The 18,270-nt window shown below is 36.3% G+C and carries 15 protein-coding genes and 1 pseudogene; 12 read left to right on the top strand and 4 right to left on the bottom strand.

Annotation, left to right across the window (positions count from 1 at the left end; all coding sequences use genetic code 11):
* Window positions 1–482: 482 nt before the first annotated feature.
* Entirely contained in the window at window positions 483–1,469 is a 987-nt protein-coding gene (locus ACFTQ7_RS21685) for a homoserine dehydrogenase (protein WP_386831023.1), read from the top strand.
* A gap of 54 nt (window positions 1,470–1,523) precedes the next feature.
* Here the strand turns inward: ACFTQ7_RS21685 and ACFTQ7_RS21680 are convergent, their stop codons facing one another.
* On the bottom strand, window positions 1,524–1,754 hold the full coding sequence (locus tag ACFTQ7_RS21680) for a MerR family transcriptional regulator (RefSeq protein ID WP_323650927.1): 231 nt from the start codon (window positions 1,752–1,754) through the stop codon (window positions 1,524–1,526).
* 381 nt (window positions 1,755–2,135) lie between these two features.
* Between ACFTQ7_RS21680 and ACFTQ7_RS21675 the strand changes: the two genes are divergently transcribed.
* Genes ACFTQ7_RS21675 through ACFTQ7_RS21665 form a run of 3 tightly spaced genes read left to right on the top strand, consistent with a single transcriptional unit; the run spans window position 2,136 to window position 5,175 of the window.
* Window positions 2,136–2,828 carry a response regulator transcription factor gene (locus ACFTQ7_RS21675; protein WP_386831020.1) on the top strand — a complete coding sequence of 231 codons (693 nt, stop codon included), beginning with the start codon at window positions 2,136–2,138 and terminating at the stop codon, window positions 2,826–2,828.
* A complete protein-coding gene (locus ACFTQ7_RS21670) occupies window positions 2,806–2,961 on the top strand; it encodes a hypothetical protein (protein WP_170939071.1) in 156 nt (51 codons plus the stop codon). Before ACFTQ7_RS21675 ends, ACFTQ7_RS21670 begins: the two co-directional genes overlap by 23 nt.
* Window positions 2,962–2,976: 15 nt before the next feature.
* Window positions 2,977–5,175, top strand: a complete 2,199-nt coding sequence (locus tag ACFTQ7_RS21665) for a sensor histidine kinase (RefSeq protein WP_386831018.1) — start codon at window positions 2,977–2,979, stop codon at window positions 5,173–5,175.
* Between the two features lie 521 nt (window positions 5,176–5,696).
* Here ACFTQ7_RS21665 and ACFTQ7_RS21660 read toward each other — a convergent pair.
* Window positions 5,697–6,845: an acyl-CoA dehydrogenase family protein gene (locus ACFTQ7_RS21660; RefSeq protein WP_386831016.1), complete on the bottom strand. Its 1,149-nt coding sequence runs from the start codon at window positions 6,843–6,845 to the stop codon at window positions 5,697–5,699.
* A gap of 278 nt (window positions 6,846–7,123) precedes the next feature.
* Between ACFTQ7_RS21660 and ACFTQ7_RS21655 the strand changes: the two genes are divergently transcribed.
* The 5 genes and pseudogenes from ACFTQ7_RS21655 to ACFTQ7_RS21635 all read left to right on the top strand — a co-directional run.
* Window positions 7,124–8,203 (top strand): metallophosphoesterase, encoded by a 1,080-nt coding sequence (locus ACFTQ7_RS21655; RefSeq protein ID WP_386831014.1) that lies wholly within the window; start codon window positions 7,124–7,126, stop codon window positions 8,201–8,203.
* Between the two features lie 104 nt (window positions 8,204–8,307).
* Entirely contained in the window at window positions 8,308–9,141 is an 834-nt protein-coding gene (locus ACFTQ7_RS21650; protein WP_386831012.1) for an undecaprenyl-diphosphate phosphatase, read from the top strand.
* Between the two features lie 237 nt (window positions 9,142–9,378).
* Window positions 9,379–10,671, top strand: a complete 1,293-nt coding sequence (locus ACFTQ7_RS21645; RefSeq protein ID WP_386831010.1) for a protoglobin domain-containing protein — start codon at window positions 9,379–9,381, stop codon at window positions 10,669–10,671.
* Between the two features lie 683 nt (window positions 10,672–11,354).
* Window positions 11,355–12,317: a 2-hydroxyacid dehydrogenase gene (locus ACFTQ7_RS21640; RefSeq protein WP_386831008.1), complete on the top strand. Its 963-nt coding sequence runs from the start codon at window positions 11,355–11,357 to the stop codon at window positions 12,315–12,317.
* A 248-nt stretch (window positions 12,318–12,565) separates the two neighbouring features.
* Window positions 12,566–12,799: pseudogene (locus tag ACFTQ7_RS21635) on the top strand (transposase); the annotation flags it as partial.
* An 83-nt stretch (window positions 12,800–12,882) separates the two neighbouring features.
* Here ACFTQ7_RS21635 and ACFTQ7_RS21630 read toward each other — a convergent pair.
* Window positions 12,883–13,827 (bottom strand): hypothetical protein, encoded by a 945-nt coding sequence (locus ACFTQ7_RS21630; RefSeq protein ID WP_386831006.1) that lies wholly within the window; start codon window positions 13,825–13,827, stop codon window positions 12,883–12,885.
* A 354-nt stretch (window positions 13,828–14,181) separates the two neighbouring features.
* On the opposite strand from ACFTQ7_RS21630, the gene ACFTQ7_RS21625 reads away from it, so the two are divergent.
* From ACFTQ7_RS21625 to ACFTQ7_RS21615, 3 genes are all read left to right on the top strand, one after another.
* Entirely contained in the window at window positions 14,182–14,364 is a 183-nt protein-coding gene (locus tag ACFTQ7_RS21625) for a hypothetical protein (RefSeq protein WP_354470620.1), read from the top strand.
* Window positions 14,365–14,903: 539 nt separating this feature from the next.
* A complete protein-coding gene (locus tag ACFTQ7_RS21620) occupies window positions 14,904–15,281 on the top strand; it encodes a hypothetical protein (RefSeq protein ID WP_386831004.1) in 378 nt (125 codons plus the stop codon).
* Window positions 15,282–15,440: 159 nt separating this feature from the next.
* Window positions 15,441–16,295: a phosphotransferase gene (locus ACFTQ7_RS21615; protein WP_386831002.1), complete on the top strand. Its 855-nt coding sequence runs from the start codon at window positions 15,441–15,443 to the stop codon at window positions 16,293–16,295.
* 767 nt (window positions 16,296–17,062) lie between these two features.
* Here the strand turns inward: ACFTQ7_RS21615 and ACFTQ7_RS21610 are convergent.
* Window positions 17,063–17,863: a TIGR00266 family protein gene (locus ACFTQ7_RS21610; RefSeq protein ID WP_349661527.1), complete on the bottom strand. Its 801-nt coding sequence runs from the start codon at window positions 17,861–17,863 to the stop codon at window positions 17,063–17,065.
* Window positions 17,864–18,270 lie beyond the last annotated feature (407 nt).

The raw sequence follows: 18,270 nt of genomic DNA, 5'->3' as shown, positions 1-18,270 counted from the left end.
TAACAAGTATAAGTTGATTGGAGTGGAGGTTGGGCGCCCCCCAGGAAATCAACCCCACACAATTGTGATGATCCTTATTTTTTATAAGAATCGTCAATATTTCTTCAATTATTTTATAGATCAAGTGAAAAATCATATAATAAAAGGAATGAAAACGATTTCCTTTGCACTTCTAGGAGAAACAAATGTCCATCCTAGAAAGATTTTTCTTGTGCAATGTATGTATTTACGATACAATTTTCAATAAGTTAAATTTTGAATTATTTGAATTTGTGTGTTTCACAGACTGTATCTTCATTCAGAATATTTTTGTAGTGAGAGTGAAACACAATGACTAAATATCTGTCTGAAGACGAAGTGTTAAACACGGCAAACTGACCTGCTTTGTAAAGTCAGCGAACAATTCAAAATCTGTACGAATTAAGCTGAGACGAAATAAATATAATGAAACTGCGGAATGTAAGTTGGAGGGAATAACAGAAATGGCAACTATAAAGGCAGCTATATTAGGATTTGGAACGGTAGGTCAAGGAATTTACCATATATTAAACGAAAAGCGTGAAGAGCTTAAAAATAAATTAGGCATTGAGCTAGAAGTAGCAAAAATTTTAGTTACAGACGCCAGCCGTGAACGCGTACCAGGGACAGCACATTTAATGACAACTAGTATGGATGAAGTTTTAGCTGAACCAGGTATGCAGGTTGTTTTTGAGGCAATCGTGAATGAGGAGCCAGCATTTACTTACTTAAAGCGCGCTGTTGAACATAAATGTCATGTTATCACAGCTAATAAAGTAATGTTTGCAAAGCGAGGCTTAGAGCTACAGGACCTTGCAAAAGCAAACGGTGTATTTGTGGGCTTTGAGGCAACAACCGCTGGTGGTGTACCAGTTATTAAAACGATGAAAAACATTTTGCTTGTCAATGATGTTAGTCGTATTCAAGGTGTTTTAAATGGGACATCCAACTATATTTTAACGAAAATGCGTTCACAAGGCTGGTCGTTCGAAACTGCTTTAAAAGAGGCGCAAAATTTAGGCTATGCAGAGGCAGATCCATATAATGATATTTCTGGGCAGGACGCCTTTAAAAAATTAATGATTTTAAGTGCTTTAGCATTTGGTGAACAACCAGACTGGGCTGACGTCGAAGTAGTAGGTATTGATAGTATTTCGGCAGAGGAAGTAAAAGAAGCATGCGAAAAAGGCTTGCGTTACCGCCACGTTGCAGAGGTTGAGAAACTAGCGGATGGTAAAGTGGTCGCAAAGGTTGGCCCGCAATTAGTAGATAAAGAACATCCACTTTACCCCGTTGATGACGTCAATAATGCTGTGGCATTAGATACAAATTATATTGGCACTTTAACGCTAGTAGGACCTGGAGCAGGTATGTATCCAACAGCTAGTGTAATGGTAGAAGATTATGCCGAAATTATCGGTAAAAGAGCCGGGTTTGTCGTAACAATATAATAGATATGCCTATCATTCAACAATGCTCAACTTGTTTGAATGATAGGCATTTTTTTAATCCTCATCTTTAACATCAATATCCTCTGGAATAGGAGTATTCCGCCAAATTTCAATTTCCTCTTTAATACGATCTAGCTGCTCAAAATAAGTACTAAACTGCCCGCTATTAATCAGTATTTGGTCCCCATCGTATACTGAACGAATACGGCCCTCGTAAACTAAGCGAAGTATTTGATCCTCTGGCATACTAAGGTCGATGGCTGTTTCTTCAATTGTTTTATACATAATTTCGCTCCTTTTGTTGTTTATATTATAACCTCCCGTTAAAAGAAAGCCTACTGTAGGTTAATAAATGAAAGAAAAAGAGAAATGGTAATTGTTTACTTTTTGATAAATCTGTATTATTAATGTTAATGGGCTGTGGGGACTAGTATTAACAATGTCTTTTTTTCTAATTAATGCGTCTAACAGGTACAACTATTATTTTTTATTGGGGGACAACCTTAGTTGATCCAAGCAGCTAATCAAACGCCCCAACCGGAACGGAAAACAACTCACACATTTGGTGATGAGATTCATTAAAATCTTAAGAATTTCTTCATTTTTATAATAACTGGTTTTTAAGATTTAAAAGGTACACTATTTATTGAGAGCGAGGTGTATATCATGACGAAACTAACAGTTCTTGTTACAGACGATGATCAAGATATTCGTGATGGTATTGAAATCTATTTAAAAAATGAAGGCTACAATGTCATTAAAGCTGCTGACGGTTTAGAGGCAATTGAAAAATTAGAAAACAATGAAGTACATTTAATTATTTTAGATATTATGATGCCGAATATGGATGGAATTACAGCGACGTTTAAAATTAGGGAAGAGCGCAATATTCCAATTATTATGCTTAGTGCGAAGGCAGAGGATGGCGACAAAATTCATGGTCTATCTGTAGGCGCAGATGATTACGTTACAAAGCCTTTTCATCCGTTAGAGCTATTGGCTCGTGTGAAATCTCAACTGCGACGTTATGTACAACTTGGGACGTACAATGAAGGAGCGGCAAAGGTGGAAATCGACGGTCTTGTATTAGATGAAGATGCAAAGGAAGTCAATTTAGAAGGGGAGCCTGTTCGATTAACACCAATCGAATATAAGATTACGGAATTATTAATGAAAAATGCAGGGCGTGTATTTTCGATAAGAGAGATTTATGAGCGTGTATGGAATGAGGAAGCGTACAATGCAGAAAATATTGTGGCTGTACACATTCGAAAAATACGTGAAAAAATCGAAGCAGATCCGAAAAATCCACGTTATTTAAAGGTGGTGTGGGGCGTTGGCTATAAAATGGAAAAATAAAGTAGAGCAGTATGTTACAATTGCAGGGTTTGTAGCAGGGGTTATTGGACTAATTTATTTTGGCGTGTATGCGTATCAGATAGTAACTGCCCACTCTCCGGGGATGTTACAATTGCTCGAGAGAATTTTTTAGAGAGGAGTTAAAAATATGGTGAAAAATTGGAAACCTCTTCTCGCTCTTATATGTTTAATCTGGGTGATATTCGGTATTGTCACGTTCTCAAAAGTGGGGTATCGATATATTGGAAAGTCTTATTTTCAATCTGAAAATTTACAACCTCAACTTGATAATTTCCAGTCGGAATTAGGACCATTAGTGTTAAATGTACCAACAGCTGAAGATTTAAAAAGTAAAATTGTGGTGACACAAAGCGAAATCGAGGAACACCGTAATCGCTATGGAACATTAGGAGAACAGATAGGTAATATTAAAGCCCAATATGAGGCGCGCATTCAAGAAGCTGCTAATGTAAATGCAACGGAATTAAAAACAAAGCTTGAAAAAGAGCGAGAAGCCAAAATTAAAGATATTACAACTAATTTTGGGGATGATGAGCATGTCCGCAAAAAAATTCTCACTCAAAAGGAAGCGCTTGTTGATAAATATATAAATGCAGTACAAGAAGAAGCAAAGAGTTTTGTGAAAACTAATAATCACTGGTCTTATGAATTAACGAACATTGACTCAGGTCAAACATTTAGCTCGGGTAATGTTTCAGACAGTAGTGCTTTCAAAATAAAGTATACGGACCAACATCCATTAACGACTTCAAATATTAGTAGTGGTTATTTAAACGCGATTTTTTATCAAACTGATACTGTCATGGATACAGAGGATCTTAGTGAAACCTTTGATTACACCGGCATAATATCCATCTCAAAAAAATCAGCCCAAGCAGAACAAATCATGGTGGGATATAACAATTTTATAACCCATCAATACATTTTCTTCTTTATATGGTTAACGAGTATTGTGGCAGCTATTTTTGCATGGAAAGGACGCAAAGAAGTACTGCCGATGATACAAGCTTTAAAGGGAAAAGAAGCTTTGGCAAAGATGAGAATTGATTACCCAATCGGATTATTATTAATAAGCGCATTTGTATATTTGATAGCAACTCAAATTGCTTATCGATCGATTGTAGGTTATATGGATACAGATAATTATATAAGCTATGTAACGGATATGTTGCTGAAAATTGGTATCTTATTCATTGTTGCTATGCTGTTCTTTGTACAGCTAATTTGGTTGTATGATCGAGTGAATACAGTACAGAAATTAGAGGAGAATTTAAAAGCTAGTTATTTATGGTCTCTAGGTGAATCCATTACAGATTTATTTTTAAATCGTTCCATTGCATTACATACCATTGTGATGATAGGGGCAGCATTTTTTGGTGGTGGAAGTCTTGTTGCATTTTTGCTAAGTGGCGATGGATTCCCTTTTCTAGTATTAGGCATCTGTGCAATGATCGGTATTCCAGCCATGATTCTTTTCCTTTCGAGAATGGGCTATTTAAACCGAATTATGAAGGACACAAAAGATATGGCAGAAGGGCGTTTAAATCGCGATGTCAAGGTAATGGGCAAATCACCACTCGCGGGGCATGCAGAAAATCTTAATCATTTAAGAGAAGGCGTACGCACATCTATGCATGAGCAGGCAAAAAGTGAGCGTTTAAAATCAGAGCTTATTACGAATGTTAGTCACGACTTACGCACGCCGCTAACATCCATTATTACGTATACAGATTTACTGAAAAATCCTGAAATTACAGAGGAAGAACGTAAGCAATACATTCATATCCTTGATAAAAAATCAGAACGTCTAAAATTACTGATTGAAGATCTTTTTGAAGTATCTAAAATGGCGAGTGGTAATATGGAGCTTCATCGCAGTCGAGTCGATTTGACCCAGCTTGTACAGCAGGCGGTAGGGGAGCATGAGGAAGATTTAGCTCAGGCGCATTTAGATTTACGCATGACAAAACCACATGAGCCAATCTACGCGTATGTGGATGGGCAAAAATGGTGGAGACTAATCGATAATTTAATCGTTAATGTATTGAAATATGCATTAGAAGGCACAAGAGTTTATGTAACATTAAAACGTACAGCAGAAGGTGATGCTGAATTCACGGTGAAAAATGTTGCAAAATACGAAATTAGCGAGAATGCCGATGAGTTATTCGAACGCTTTAAGCGAGCGGATGCCTCACGCCATACAGAAGGCTCAGGACTAGGCCTAGCCATCGCACAATCCATTGTAGATTTGCATGGTGCTCGCATGAGTATAGAAGTAGATGGAGATTTATTTAAAGTAATCGTTCGAATTCCAACAGCATAAACCAAAAAACAGCGGCAATCATTTTGCCGCTGTTTTTGTTATGACGGTTTTATCCGTCGATAAGGTGTATCATACCGTCGCTTTGACTACTATCCGTCGATATGACACTTTGTTCCGTCGCTGGGATAGAAACATCCGTCGTTAAGGCTTATCATACTGTCGCTTTGAGGGGCAATCCAGGGAATTGACGTTTCTATCCGCGTTTTTGGGTGTTCTATCCACGGAATTGACGTTTCTATCCACGTTTTTAGGTGTTCTTTCCACGAAATTGACGGTTCTATCCGTCACTCCGGCTTTTCGTTCCATCGCTTCGGTGCATTCATCCGTCGTTACGCCCATCTATCTGACGCCCCGGCTCGTCGCTTTAAATATTGCCAATTCTTTAGCACGACACTTTCAACCTACACACCATTTATGCCGGAGTTTTATATTATCAAAGCGAAGCGGCTCACCGGACGCCCCAGTCTAAACGAAAACCAACCCCACTGCCGAAGAGCCACATACACACACCAATCACACAGTTATAACCCTAAATTCTTAGCAATAATTACTTTCATAACTTCGTTGGTACCTGCATAGATGGACATGACTGGAATGTCTCGATATCTTCTAGCAATCTTGTATTCTTCCATGTAACCGTAGCCACCGTGTAACTGCATACATTGGACAGCGAGCTCACGGGCATTTTCCGTTATCCAGTATTTTGCCATTGAAACTTTTGTTACAACGTCATTTCCTGCGATATGTTCTTCTATTAAAGATTCTAAAAATGATTTGCCGAGTTCAATTTTTGTTGCCATTTCGGCTATTTTGAATTGCGTATTTTGGAAATCGCTAATTGATTTTCCGAAAGCTTCACGTGATTTTACATAATCAATTGTAAAAGCAAGCATGTCCTCAGCGGCCGTTTGTGCGGCGATGGCAACTGCTAATCGCTCTTGTTGTAGCTTTTCCATCATATAGATAAATCCTTTACCTTCTTCACCAAGGAGATTCTCTACAGGGACGCGACAATCCTCGAAATATAGCTCGGCTGTGTCTTGGGCGTGCATGCCAACTTTTTCGAGCTTGCGACCTTTCGTGAAGCCTGGTGTCCCATCCTCAATGACAAGGAGGCTAATGCCACGATGTTTTTTTTCTGCCTGAGGATTTGTTTTTACAGCAACGACTGCTAAATTTGTATGAATACCATTTGTAATAAATGTTTTTTGCCCGTTAACGATATAGTGATCGCCATCCCGAACGGCAGTTGTTTGGATATTTGCCAAATCTGAACCTGTACCTGGCTCTGTCATAGCAATAGCTGTAATATTTTCGCCTGTAACGCATTTGGGTAGCCAGCGTGATTTTTGCTCATTTGAGCCGTATGCTTCGATATAGGGCACGACGATATCGTTATGCAGACCAACGCCGATAAGGCTTGAACCTACACGCTCTAACTCTTCTTGAATAATAACGCCAAAACTAAAATCGAGCCCGAGACCGCCATATTGCTCTTCTACTTGAGGGCATAGATAGCCCATTTCCCCAAGTTCACGCCAAAACTCAAGTGGAATAAGATGATCTTTTTCCCATTGTGGATAATGTGGCTCGGCTTCCTCTGCTAAAAACTTACGTAAAGTTTTACGAAATAGCTCATGCTCTGTTGATTCGAATTTATATTTTGTCATATGAACAACTCCCCTTTTTTGCTCGTACATGCATAAATTTCCTCTTGCAACTACAATGTTACCTAAATATTCAGAGAAATTAAAGTGTATTATTTATAGCTGTTTAAGTTTCCTAGATGACAATATTGTCACTTTCCTAATTAGATTGTCATGTAAATCATACGATTAAATTATATAGAAGATGTACACTTGCTATAATGATAGTTGCCCTTTATCCTTACTTTCTAGAAGAGAATGCTATAATCAACTAAGATTATATGAAAGTAGGGAACTAAATTATGCCTAAAGTAATTGGTGGAATTCTTTTAATAAGTATATATAGTGCATTAACTTTTTACTTAGGGTGGGGATTAAAACAGTGGCTTGTGGCGATGGGGTGGTTCCGCTATCCAATTTTATATTGGTTAGTGCTGTATATCATTGCGTTTAGTATTATCATTAGCAGATTGCATGAGTCTTTACGAGTGTTTTCAATCATCAGTAATTACTGGATGTTTATTTTTGAATATGGATTATTGCTTTGCTTAGTAGCACACTTGATTATTTGGCTAAGTCCCTTTAACAGTGTAAAGATAGTTGGTAGTATAGCGATTGCTATATTTTTTGTACTAGGTGTTGTGGGCACTTATTTAGCGTATTCACCTGTTGTCCGTCATTTAGACATAACGATGGATAAAAAGAGTAGTGAATTAGAATCGATGAGGGTTGTAGTTGCATCAGATTTTCATTTAGGAGTTCTATCAAATAAAAGTCATTTACAGCGCTTTGTTACTTTATCGAATGAAGCAAAGCCGGATATCGTCTTTTTAGCTGGAGATATTGTGGATGATGATCCTAAATGGTTTGTTAAAGAGGGAATGGCAGATGTGATGAAGCAATTATCATCTACATATGGCGTGTATGGTGTACTTGGCAATCACGAGTATTATGGCAAGAAAATTCCTGAGTTTATTGATGAGATGGAAAACGCAAATGTAAAAATTTTGTGTGATGAAACTATTAGAATCGATAATGTGTTAGTATTAACGGGTCAAGAAGATATTACAAACAAGGATAGAAAACAACTAGATGCATTGAAGACAACTGATGACTTACCTTGGTTTGTCATGAATCATACCCCGAATGATTTAAGTACGCCTGCAAAACTAGGCGTAGACTTCCATATGTCAGGTCATACACATAAAGGTCAACTATGGCCTAATCAGTATATTACTGCTCGTGTATTTGAGCTTGATTATGGTTATAAGTTGAGGGAGAAAATGCATACACTTGTTTCATCAGGTTTTGGTTTTTGGGGTCCTCCAATGCGACTAGGCAGCCGCTCCGAACTATGGGTTGTAGATATAAACTTTCGTTAGAAGGTGAACTGGACACTCAGAAATCAACCCCACGTTAGGGTAATGAGCTCATAGTGTATTTTATAATATGTTTGTATTTAATTAACAAAAGGTAAGGTGACAATGTGGATATCATTGAATTATTAAAGGCGCTTATTTTAGGCTTTGTCGAGGGAATGACAGAGTTTGCACCAGTGTCGTCGACAGGTCATATGATTATTGTGGACGATATGTGGTTAAAGACAGAGGAGTTTTTAGGGATGTATCCCGCCAATACATTTAAAATCGTTGTACAGCTAGGCTCTATTTTAGCCGTAATCGTTGTTATGTGGAAACGAATGTTAAATTTAGTGGGACTATATAAAATTGAAGGTCAATCGAACTCAGTGAAAGGTCACTTCAATTTAGCACATGTTATTGTGGGTATGTTGCCAGCAACTATAATTGGCTTTGCGGCTAAAGATTTTATCGATGATCATTTATTTAAAGTAGAGCATGTTATTTATGCTTTAGTAGCTGGGGCCATTTTAATGATTATTGCAGATAAATTTGCAACGAAAAAACCAAGCGTTGATTCTCTAGATAAAATCTCTTATGGTTTAGCATTTAAAGTAGGGTTAGTACAATGTTTATCACTTTGGCCAGGGTTCTCTCGTTCGGGTGCAACAATATCTGGTGGTGTTCTATTTGGAATGAGTCACCGCGTGGCGGCAGATTTTACTTTCATTATGGCCGTACCGATTATGGCTGGTGCTAGTCTAGTATCTGTACTGAAAAACTGGGATACGCTATCTATGGATTATATCGGATTCTATGTAGTGGGCTTCATTAGCTCATTTATCTTTGCGTTACTATCTATTAAATTCTTCTTAGCGCTTATTTCAAAAGTGAAATTAATGCCATTTGCTATTTATCGTTTAGTATTAGCTGCTGTACTAGCTGTTATTCTCTTTATGTAATGAATAAAGTCACTCTTCTATTAAAGAAGGAGTGGCTTTTTTTTAGCGATTTTATTCTGTTCTAAGAAAAATAGTATGGTTATTAAGTATTGTTTGTAAGGAGGGTAGATTAATACTTTTTACAAAAATAGATATTTTTTACCTATTTATTGTCATTTCAGTTGTCTAGACAGTATAATTGATTTTAGAAATATTTGTTATTAGTAGAATAGATATAGGTGCGATGGGGTGTAGAAGTTGTTTCATATTGGAAGTAAGCCTAAGAAAAATTCAATTGAGATTAGTGACGAATCAAGTATAGGAGTTATTATTCAAGATCAGGAACGTTTACAACAGTTAAATCTAGTAAATTTGACGAAAGAAGATTTGCGATTAATTAGAAGTTTAAAGCCATATGTTGAACAGAATGTCACAGAGGTGGTAGCCGCATTTTATCAGGCAATTGAAAGTGTGCCAGACTTATGTGAAGTTATTGAAAAGTACAGTTCTAGTGAGCGTTTACGCCAAACATTACGCCTTCATATTATAGAAATGTTCGAAGGGTGTATAGACGATGCATTTTTGGAGAAGAGAAGACGGGTCGCAAAAATGCATGTAAAGATTAACTTGTATCCTAAGTGGTATTTAGCAGCCTTTCAAAACCTTGAAAAATTGTTAAGAAAGATTGTATATAAACTTCAATTAACGAGGGATGAAGAAGAAAAGTTTTGTGAGGCGATTAGTAAAGTATGTAACTTTGAACAACAGATTGTCCTAGAGGAATATGATCATTATGCTAACACATTATTGGAACAGCAACAGGATACCGTTCGAGTACATGTGAAGGAAGTTATAGGTGGGATATCTACGCAGCTAGATACTCAATCTCATAGCACGAATGAAACAGTGACCGAACTTGTTGATAACGCTAAGGAAGTGAATGAATACTTGAAGGACAGTATAGACGAGGCAAAAACAATGCAAAAGGTATCGTCTGAAGGTTATTCTAAAATAGTTCGAATCAATGAGCAAACAGGGGAGATTCAGCATAAAACAGTTGAAATGTCGGCTATGGTGGAGCGATTAAATCACTCTTCCTCTAAAATTAATGCTGTTATTGAAATAGTGAAAAGGATTTCTGATCAAACAAATTTACTTGCGTTAAATTCAGCTATTGAGGCTGCACGTGCAGGGGAGCACGGAAAAGGCTTTGCTGTCGTGGCGAGTGAAGTTCGTAAGCTTGCAGACCAGACGAAAAGTTCGGTTGAACAAATTGGGGACCTTATTACGATGTCGAATGGCATTACAAACCATGTTGTTCAAGCTATTCATGAGATCCAAGAGCTGGTGAACGATAGTATTGAGCAAAACTCAGAATCTTTAAAAGCGTTTGATGCCATATCCTGTTCAGTAAACGGTTCTATCTCAAACTTCCAAAACGTCGGACTGAAAATAAGAGAATTGGCAGAAATCATAGAAACCATTGGAGAATCATCCGAGGAATTAAAACAAGTTGCCAATCGTTTAGATACAACAATTAGAGAATTTTAACGACTATGCATAAAGTTGTGCATAGTTTTTTTTGATTATTACCATAGTGTGTGAGGGGTTGATTTCCGTTCCGGATGGGCGCATTGTTGCTGACGCTTCGCTTTCGCACAGTTAAAACATTTGTTGCTGACGCTTCGCTTTCGCGCAGAGCTTCCTGGGGTGCCCGATGAGCCGCTTGGGCAAACAGATGTTTTTTGCGCGAAAGCGTAGTGCTAACGTAGCGACAGCGGCAGGATGTTGGTCACGAAGGCGTTATCACAGGACGTGATGGGTTTAGCCTTCGTTCCTTTATCACTGATCCCCGAGGAGTCGCCCATCCTCCACTCCAATCAACCTATTTGCATGGCATACGTTTAACAAAATGTAATCCCTAACGAATTCATTAGAAATCACTTGTATGGCCTATTACCATAGCAAGTTTCCGTTCACTGGGCGCTATCAACTTAGCTTCATGAACAATCCTTTTTAATTAAATGCATCCAAAACTGATTGGCCTAGTTTTATTTTTCATAAAACTTAGGACAAAATCCCTTTTCTGAATGACAAAACACCAAATAGGCAGATGAAGTTTGGAAAGTGATGAAAAAGGAATAGTGTTATAAATGCAAAAATAAGAAATCCCTAGAAAATGAGCGTTCTAAGTGTTACGCTATAGGCGAATTGAGTAGAGAGGTGTTCGAAATATGAAAAAGAAATTATTTATTACACGTAAGTTTCCGCCACATATAGTTGAACCGTTAAAAGAGTTTTATGATATTAAACAATGGGAGGAGGAGGAAATTGTTATACCGCGGGAAAAGCTATTAGCAGCTGTCGCAGATTGTGAAGCACTTTGGGTAACGCTTGCTGATCAAGTCGATGAAGAGCTATTAGTACACGCACCCCATTTAAAGCTTGTGACAAATTTAGCAGTTGGATTTAATAATATTGATATTAAAGCTTTGCGTAAACGCGGAATAATGGCGACAAATACGCCGGGAGTTTTAACAAATACGACGGCTGATTTTGTAATGGGATTATTGCTTGCAACGGCTCGTAGAATTCCAGAGAGCGATCGATATTTGCGCGAGGGCAAATGGAAAAGCTGGTATCCAATGCAATTAGTAGGCAAAGATGTTTCAGGGTCCACGATAGGAATCATTGGGATGGGACGTATTGGTCAAGCTGTTGCAAGACGCGCAAAAGGTTTTGATATGAAAATTTTATACAACAATCGTAGACGTCGCCATGAGGCAGAGGAAATGTACGGCTTTCAATATGTATCGTTAGAGGATCTTTTAAAACAATCGGATTTTGTTGTGATTATGACACCTTTTAACGATGATACAGTAGGACTAATCGGGGCAGAGGAACTTGCCTTAATGAAAGATGATGCTGTATTAATTAATGCGTCACGTGGTGGCATTATCGATGAGAACGCACTTTATGAGACGTTAAAAAGTGGTAAGCTGTGGGCTGCAGGGCTAGATGTTTTTGAGCAAGAGCCTATTGCGTTGGATCATCCATTGTTGACGCTTCCTAATGTTGTAGCACTCCCGCATATCGGTAGTGCCTCGCTTCAAACTAGAACGGCTATGCTGATGCTGAACGTTAAAGCACTTACTGCTTACGGGCAGGGCCAAACTCCATCCAATCGAATAGATTAATGACAATGAAGAAAGGAGCACATCTACTCTGTAAGATTAAGTACATGTAATTGTACGTTAAATCTTATTAGATAATGTTTCGTTTATAATGTTACACATTTAATAAAAAATGCACATTACTAAATTGATTTTTAGTTTTGTGCATTTTTATTTTGAATTTTTCTCAACGAATTAATAAAAGGTTAAACATTTTACAATTACTAAAAAAACAGTAGAATGAAGCAAAAGAATGAAATAATCGTAAGTAAATGGTGAATGAGAAGTGGGAAGAACAAAAAGAATATGTGCGAGCAAAGCTTTCAGAAGAAAAAACAAGTACCATTTATCGTCAAGGCAAAATTGACGTGGAACCAGTTTTTGGATTCTTGAAGGCTAATTTACGTTTCACTCGATTTTCTGTACGAGGAAAATCGAAGGTTGAAAACGAGATGGGCCTCGCATTAATGGCTGTGAATTTAAGAAAATTCACAGCCATTAGCTAAGAGCTATATGGAGACTACATAAAAAATAGAGAAATCCGAATTTGAATGCATTCAAATTCGGATTTCTCACTAATTGAAGCTAGTTATGTCCCAGCCTCTTCTTCATTAACATCATGTTCAACTATTACTCTAATCATTTGACCATCTATTATAGTTGATGAGGATATCTGACCAAAATTGTGTGAACTGTATTCGGTCATTTTCGTGATTAGGTTTTTAAGTATAAATAAATTTATAAAGAATCTTTTATCTATTAGCTCGTCTTCATATTGCCAATCGGTATAACTAAATAATTCTGCAATATCACTAATTTCCCAAAATCGTTCAAAAGTTGAATGAAGAGTAGATTTTGCGAAACTTCCAATTGGGACATCGAATTCCAAAATAAAATACTTACAATTTTTTTTATTTGACCAAGCATGTTGTAAATAATAGTTCGGAACATCATCAAGGTATTTGATTATATTCTCAATTGTATTAAGTATTTCAGGAGAGTATCTAACAGAGTCATAATCATATATTTCTTCAAAACCGCCATTTAAAAATACTTCTGTTTCGCAATCATCATAATATAATTTTAAATATAACCAATAGACTGCGTCATGATAACTTTCTTTTTTCAAGACCGGGTTATTTTCGTATAAATGATAGCTATTACATCTGTTGTACTCTTCTTCAATGTTATGCTTGCGAAGAGAATAGATAGGGAGAATCTGACCTTCATAAATGAATTGTCTGTCTCTTACATTGACTGAAATACCATGTGAAAGTAAAAAATCACTTAACGGTGTTCTTTCTTCCAGCATTTGTTTAAGATTTAGTAGCCCCTTTTTCCTTATAGATTCTAAATTATCGTCAGTAGTTGTCGCATGTCTGCAAGTCAAAAGAGTTTCTTGGTGATATTTACGATTTAAATCAATTTTAAAATCCCCTATTACATCTAATAGGTTGATGTCTTCGTCTATTCTATTGATGACACTTTTTAGATCGAGTTCAAAATAATTAGCTAACACTTTTGCTGCATCCATTGAATTTCTCATCTCAAAAAAGTTAAGAACAAATATAGGAAACGCACACCTCTCCTTACATTAATTGTGTAAATTATATTGTATATGTTTTTAAAACTATTAGTGTAACTTTATAAAAAAGTTTGATAATTTGTAATTAAGTTTGATTAAAAACATCTCACCTCTATAGATTTTTAAAGGTGAGGTTTTTTCATTGGAAATTTATGATAATATCACTTTGGAGGTTGTGAAGAAATGTACTTAAACTAACGGGGCAGGATTGTTGAAGAGTGTTGTTTAACTTGTGTTCACCTATCGTGCCAGATTGTTAGAGGATATGAAATTACAGTTACATGAAGGGGAGAAACATTAGGTGTGAAAAATAAAGATCTAATAAATAGTTTAATACCACTAGGAATGATTTTTGGTTCTGCTATTGGTGTAATTCTTGGCATATTTTTCGAACCAATTTCTCAAGGATTTTCAATTGCTATAGGGGCTGGAATTGGGTTATTACTTGGATCTATCGCTTATGGATTTTATAGTCAGAAAGGGTAGAACTACAACAATTGGGCGCGTTGTTGTATAAGCTTCACTTTTCTTCTTCAATTAACGGGGCTTTACTTAAAGATGGGATTCCACAGAGATCCCATCTTTTTCTTATTCAACTATCGGAGCAGATTAGTTCAATAAGCAGCCAAAGATTTTTGTTTATTAAAGATGTGTATTTTATTCAAAATCGGAACTTTTATCCTTTTTGTCCGTATTAAAGTTTAGGGATAAGACGTGAAAAGAGGGAAATTGAAATGGAGGAGTTTAGTTTAATAACTAAAATTTGTGAAAATATCTGAATGAAGGCGGTGATATTATGTTTAAGCAAAGCATTAGGTTTCCCTTAATATATTTTGTGGTATTAACCGTTGGGCAATTTATTACTAGCAAAGAGATTAATTGGACAAATAACATAATGATCTGTTTTATAACATTCTTGTTTTTTCTGTTATTTAAATGGGCGGAAACTCCATACAAGTGGAATAAGGACAAACAATGAGTAAATATAGACAATGATTTCCTTCTCAACTAATGAGGCAGCTTAGTTGAAAAGAAAACTTTATAATATGGATATTTTTGAGAAAAAATATTCAATAAAGGGAGGGCGGATTTGTGTGTTTAATTATATTATTATAGCTTACTGTATAGTCGTAGCAATCAATCTTATACACAAAAATAGAGAATCGATAAGACAATTAACGGCTAAACAATTAATTCTCGCTTCTTTTGTCTATCTTTCTACAGTGTTTTTGTGGTTTATTTGTATATATTATGGAGGTAATTGGATTGCTGGACAATTTTCAAGTCGCTTTATGCAATTAGTTGTTTTCATTTTATTAATAATCATCACAATATCTTTGTGCCAATGGCCATTAAGAAAAATATTAAATAGAGTTACATCAGGTATTTTTCCTAAAGATTAAAAAGTAATAAATTTTCTTTAGCGATTGTATCATAAAAACGGGCGTTTCTTATGCTAACGGGGCAGGATAGTTTAATATGATATGTTAAACTTAATGATTCAGATGGGCTATTTTTACCTATATAGTAATATGTGGATAAGAACGATTGGGAGTGTTAATTTGATAGAACAAATTTTAAAAAAGTATTTGAAAGATAAATATGGTGATTTTACACCTGTTCGTTTAACTGGGGGATATACTAATGCAACATTTTTATTAAATGGAACGAATCTTCCTTTAGTTGTTAAAGTGGCAAATTCTTTCAACAAGGATATTAAAAATGAGGTCAATTGTTTAAAAATCACTCAAAAAACAGGTGTAGTTCCGAAAATTTATGACTTTATTGAAACAGATAATGTTCAGTTAGTTGTAATGGAGTACCGAAAAGGTAAAAATGGACAATCTATTTTAGACAACAATGAGTTAGAACGAACCAAAGATTTGTATAAAAGTTTAGGGGAGTCTCTTTCTAAAAGTACCCACTCCATAAAATATAATTTTGTCTCAAAAGGAATAAAGGAATGTAATTTACAAGACCTAAACTTAAACTTAGATTTTGTCCCTGAAAACCTCAAACAAATTTCACAAGGGGTATTAATAAAAATCAACGATACAAAGGAAGAATGGGTATTAACACATGGGGATTATGGAATGCACAATGTTTTATATACAGACAATAATAGCCTTACCGTCTTAGATTGGGAATGGTCTGAATGGGCAAATCCATTAACAGATATTGGTTGGGTATGCTGGTTTACTAAACTTCATTATCCTAAACATGCTCCTTTATTGAACTCCTTGTTTATTGAAGCGTATAAAATAAATACTCCTATTGAATTATCTCCTGAAAAACTAAAAGCATATTGTGTATATAAAGTTTGGAATGTATTAAATAAAGTCAAAAATGCACAACAAGATGTAAAGCAGGAATGGATTAGACGTTTAAAGTGGACAATTGAATCAGATATTTTTTAATTCCGATTTATTCGACTAACGGGTGCTTTAATTGAAGATTCGTATCCAGAAATAATCAATCTTTATTATAAATACCAAACGAGATAAATAAAGAACCAACTGTTTTGATCAAACTTTGTGTCAAAACAGTTGGTTTCTTTCTGTATAAAATCAGCATTTGCAACTTACTTTTAATCGAACTTTATTCAAAAGCTACAATTAGAAAGAGACATTAAAATGTGCAACATTTTAATGTCTCTGAGTGCTAACAATAAAAATCTAAAATATATTGACTTTTAATAAAATATTTGTGATGTGCTCCTTTCGTGTTGATTAAGTATTGCTCTTTGCAAAACGAGGGGTTGATTTCCGTTCCGACTGAGCACTTTGTTGCTGTCGCTTCGCTTTAGCACAGTTAAAACATTTGTTGCTGTCGCTTCGCTTTCGCACAGTTAAAACATTTGTTGCTGTCGCTTCGCTTTCGCACAGTTAAAACATTTGCTGCTGCCGCTTCGCTTTCGCGCAAAGCAGAGTTTCCTGGGGGCGTCCGATGAGCCGCTTGGGCCGACACGATGTTGGTTACGAAGGCGTTATCACAGGACGTGATGGTTTTAGCCTTCGTTCCTCTAACGCTAATCCCCGAGGAGTCGCTCAGTCTCCACTCCAATCAACCACTTCAATTAAGGTGAGTAGCCATAGCCTTCGCTGCATAAAATTAATAAAAATTCTACGCGAACGCTGACTGGTTCCTTAAATGTTCCTTCTTCTGTATTTTTAAATAGCGTCTACTATTTATTAAACATATCAAATAAACCGCCGATGCCACCTTCGCCTTTAGATTGACCGCCACCGCCTTGTGAAATTGGTGCTGCTGCGAAGACGCGGCTTGCTAATCGGCTAAATGGTAAGGATTGAACCCATACTTTACCCGGCCCCTTTAACGTAGCGAAGAAGATACCTTCACCACCGAACAATGCTGTTTTTACGCCCCCAACCATTTCGATATCGTATTGTACATCAGATGTCATGGCTACTAAACAGCCTGTATCCACACGCAATACTTCGCCATGTTGTAAAACCTTTTCGTGAATAGCGCCACCTGCATGTACAAATGCCATGCCGTCTCCTTCAAGTTTTTGCATAATGAAGCCTTCACCACCGAAGAAGCCAACGCCGATTTTCTTTTGGAATTCAACGCCAACTGAAACTCCTTTTGCAGCAGCTAAAAAAGCATCTTTTTGACAAATAATTTTCCCGTTTAATTGACTTAAATCCATTGGAATAATCTTACCTGGGTAAGGAGAAGCAAAATAGACGTGACGTTTACCTGAACCAACGTTCGTAAATGTCGTCATAAATAAACTTTCACCAGTAATTAGGCGTTTTCCAGCTCCAAATAATTTACCCATAAGACCACTTTCTAGGCTTCCTTTCGAACCATCGCCAAAGATCGTTTCCATATGGATAGCATCATCCATCATCATTAAAGCACCAGCTTCAGCTACTACTGTTTCTTGCGGGTCAAGCTCGACTTGCACATATTGCATATCGTCGCCATGTAATTTGTAGTCAATTTCGTGATTATTCATTATGGGATTCCTCCAAAATTCAATTTAGTATTATATACGATTATATGTTATGTAAGTTTCAATGAATAATTATTTATTTAAGAAAAAAAAGGAATAAGATAGAAAATGTCGAATATAAAAAACTAGTATGAGTATTTTTTATTTTCTTTCAGCTGAAAATTTGTGATTGTTTTTTCAATGATCACAAAAGATTTTTATTTGTAACTTAGCTAAAAGGAAATAAAATCTCTGGTGATTGTCACCAATATGATTGTACCAAAAGCATGCTTTACAGATTGTTATATATTGAAGATTCGGAATTTTGACATATTTGATTCTGCATAGAGATTAATAGATGACAGCTGTCTAAAAGCAATGCGACTGGTAACGATGATATAGAGGCAACATAGATATTTCAGGGGGTGTTT

Source organism: Lysinibacillus sp. NPDC056959, from assembly GCF_042674095.1.
In the GTDB taxonomy this organism is placed as follows: Bacteria; Bacillota; Bacilli; order Bacillales_A; family Planococcaceae; genus Lysinibacillus; species Lysinibacillus zambalensis.
Note: the sequence above shows the minus strand (reverse complement) of the source record. Positions and strands in the feature narration are given on the sequence as shown.

Coding starts and splice junctions, on each gene's coding strand:
- ACFTQ7_RS21675 (WP_386831020.1), top strand. CDS start 2,136: ATGACGAAACTAACAGTTCTTGTTACAGACGATGATCAAGATATTCGT.
- ACFTQ7_RS21680 (WP_323650927.1), bottom strand. CDS start 1,754: ATGTATAAAACAATTGAAGAAACAGCCATCGACCTTAGTATGCCAGAG.
- ACFTQ7_RS21610 (WP_349661527.1), bottom strand. CDS start 17,863: ATGAATAATCACGAAATTGACTACAAATTACATGGCGACGATATGCAA.
- ACFTQ7_RS21655 (WP_386831014.1), top strand. CDS start 7,124: ATGCCTAAAGTAATTGGTGGAATTCTTTTAATAAGTATATATAGTGCA.
- ACFTQ7_RS21630 (WP_386831006.1), bottom strand. CDS start 13,827: ATGGATGCAGCAAAAGTGTTAGCTAATTATTTTGAACTCGATCTAAAA.
- ACFTQ7_RS21640 (WP_386831008.1), top strand. CDS start 11,355: ATGAAAAAGAAATTATTTATTACACGTAAGTTTCCGCCACATATAGTT.
- ACFTQ7_RS21685 (WP_386831023.1), top strand. CDS start 483: ATGGCAACTATAAAGGCAGCTATATTAGGATTTGGAACGGTAGGTCAA.
- ACFTQ7_RS21660 (WP_386831016.1), bottom strand. CDS start 6,845: ATGACAAAATATAAATTCGAATCAACAGAGCATGAGCTATTTCGTAAA.
- ACFTQ7_RS21665 (WP_386831018.1), top strand. CDS start 2,977: ATGGTGAAAAATTGGAAACCTCTTCTCGCTCTTATATGTTTAATCTGG.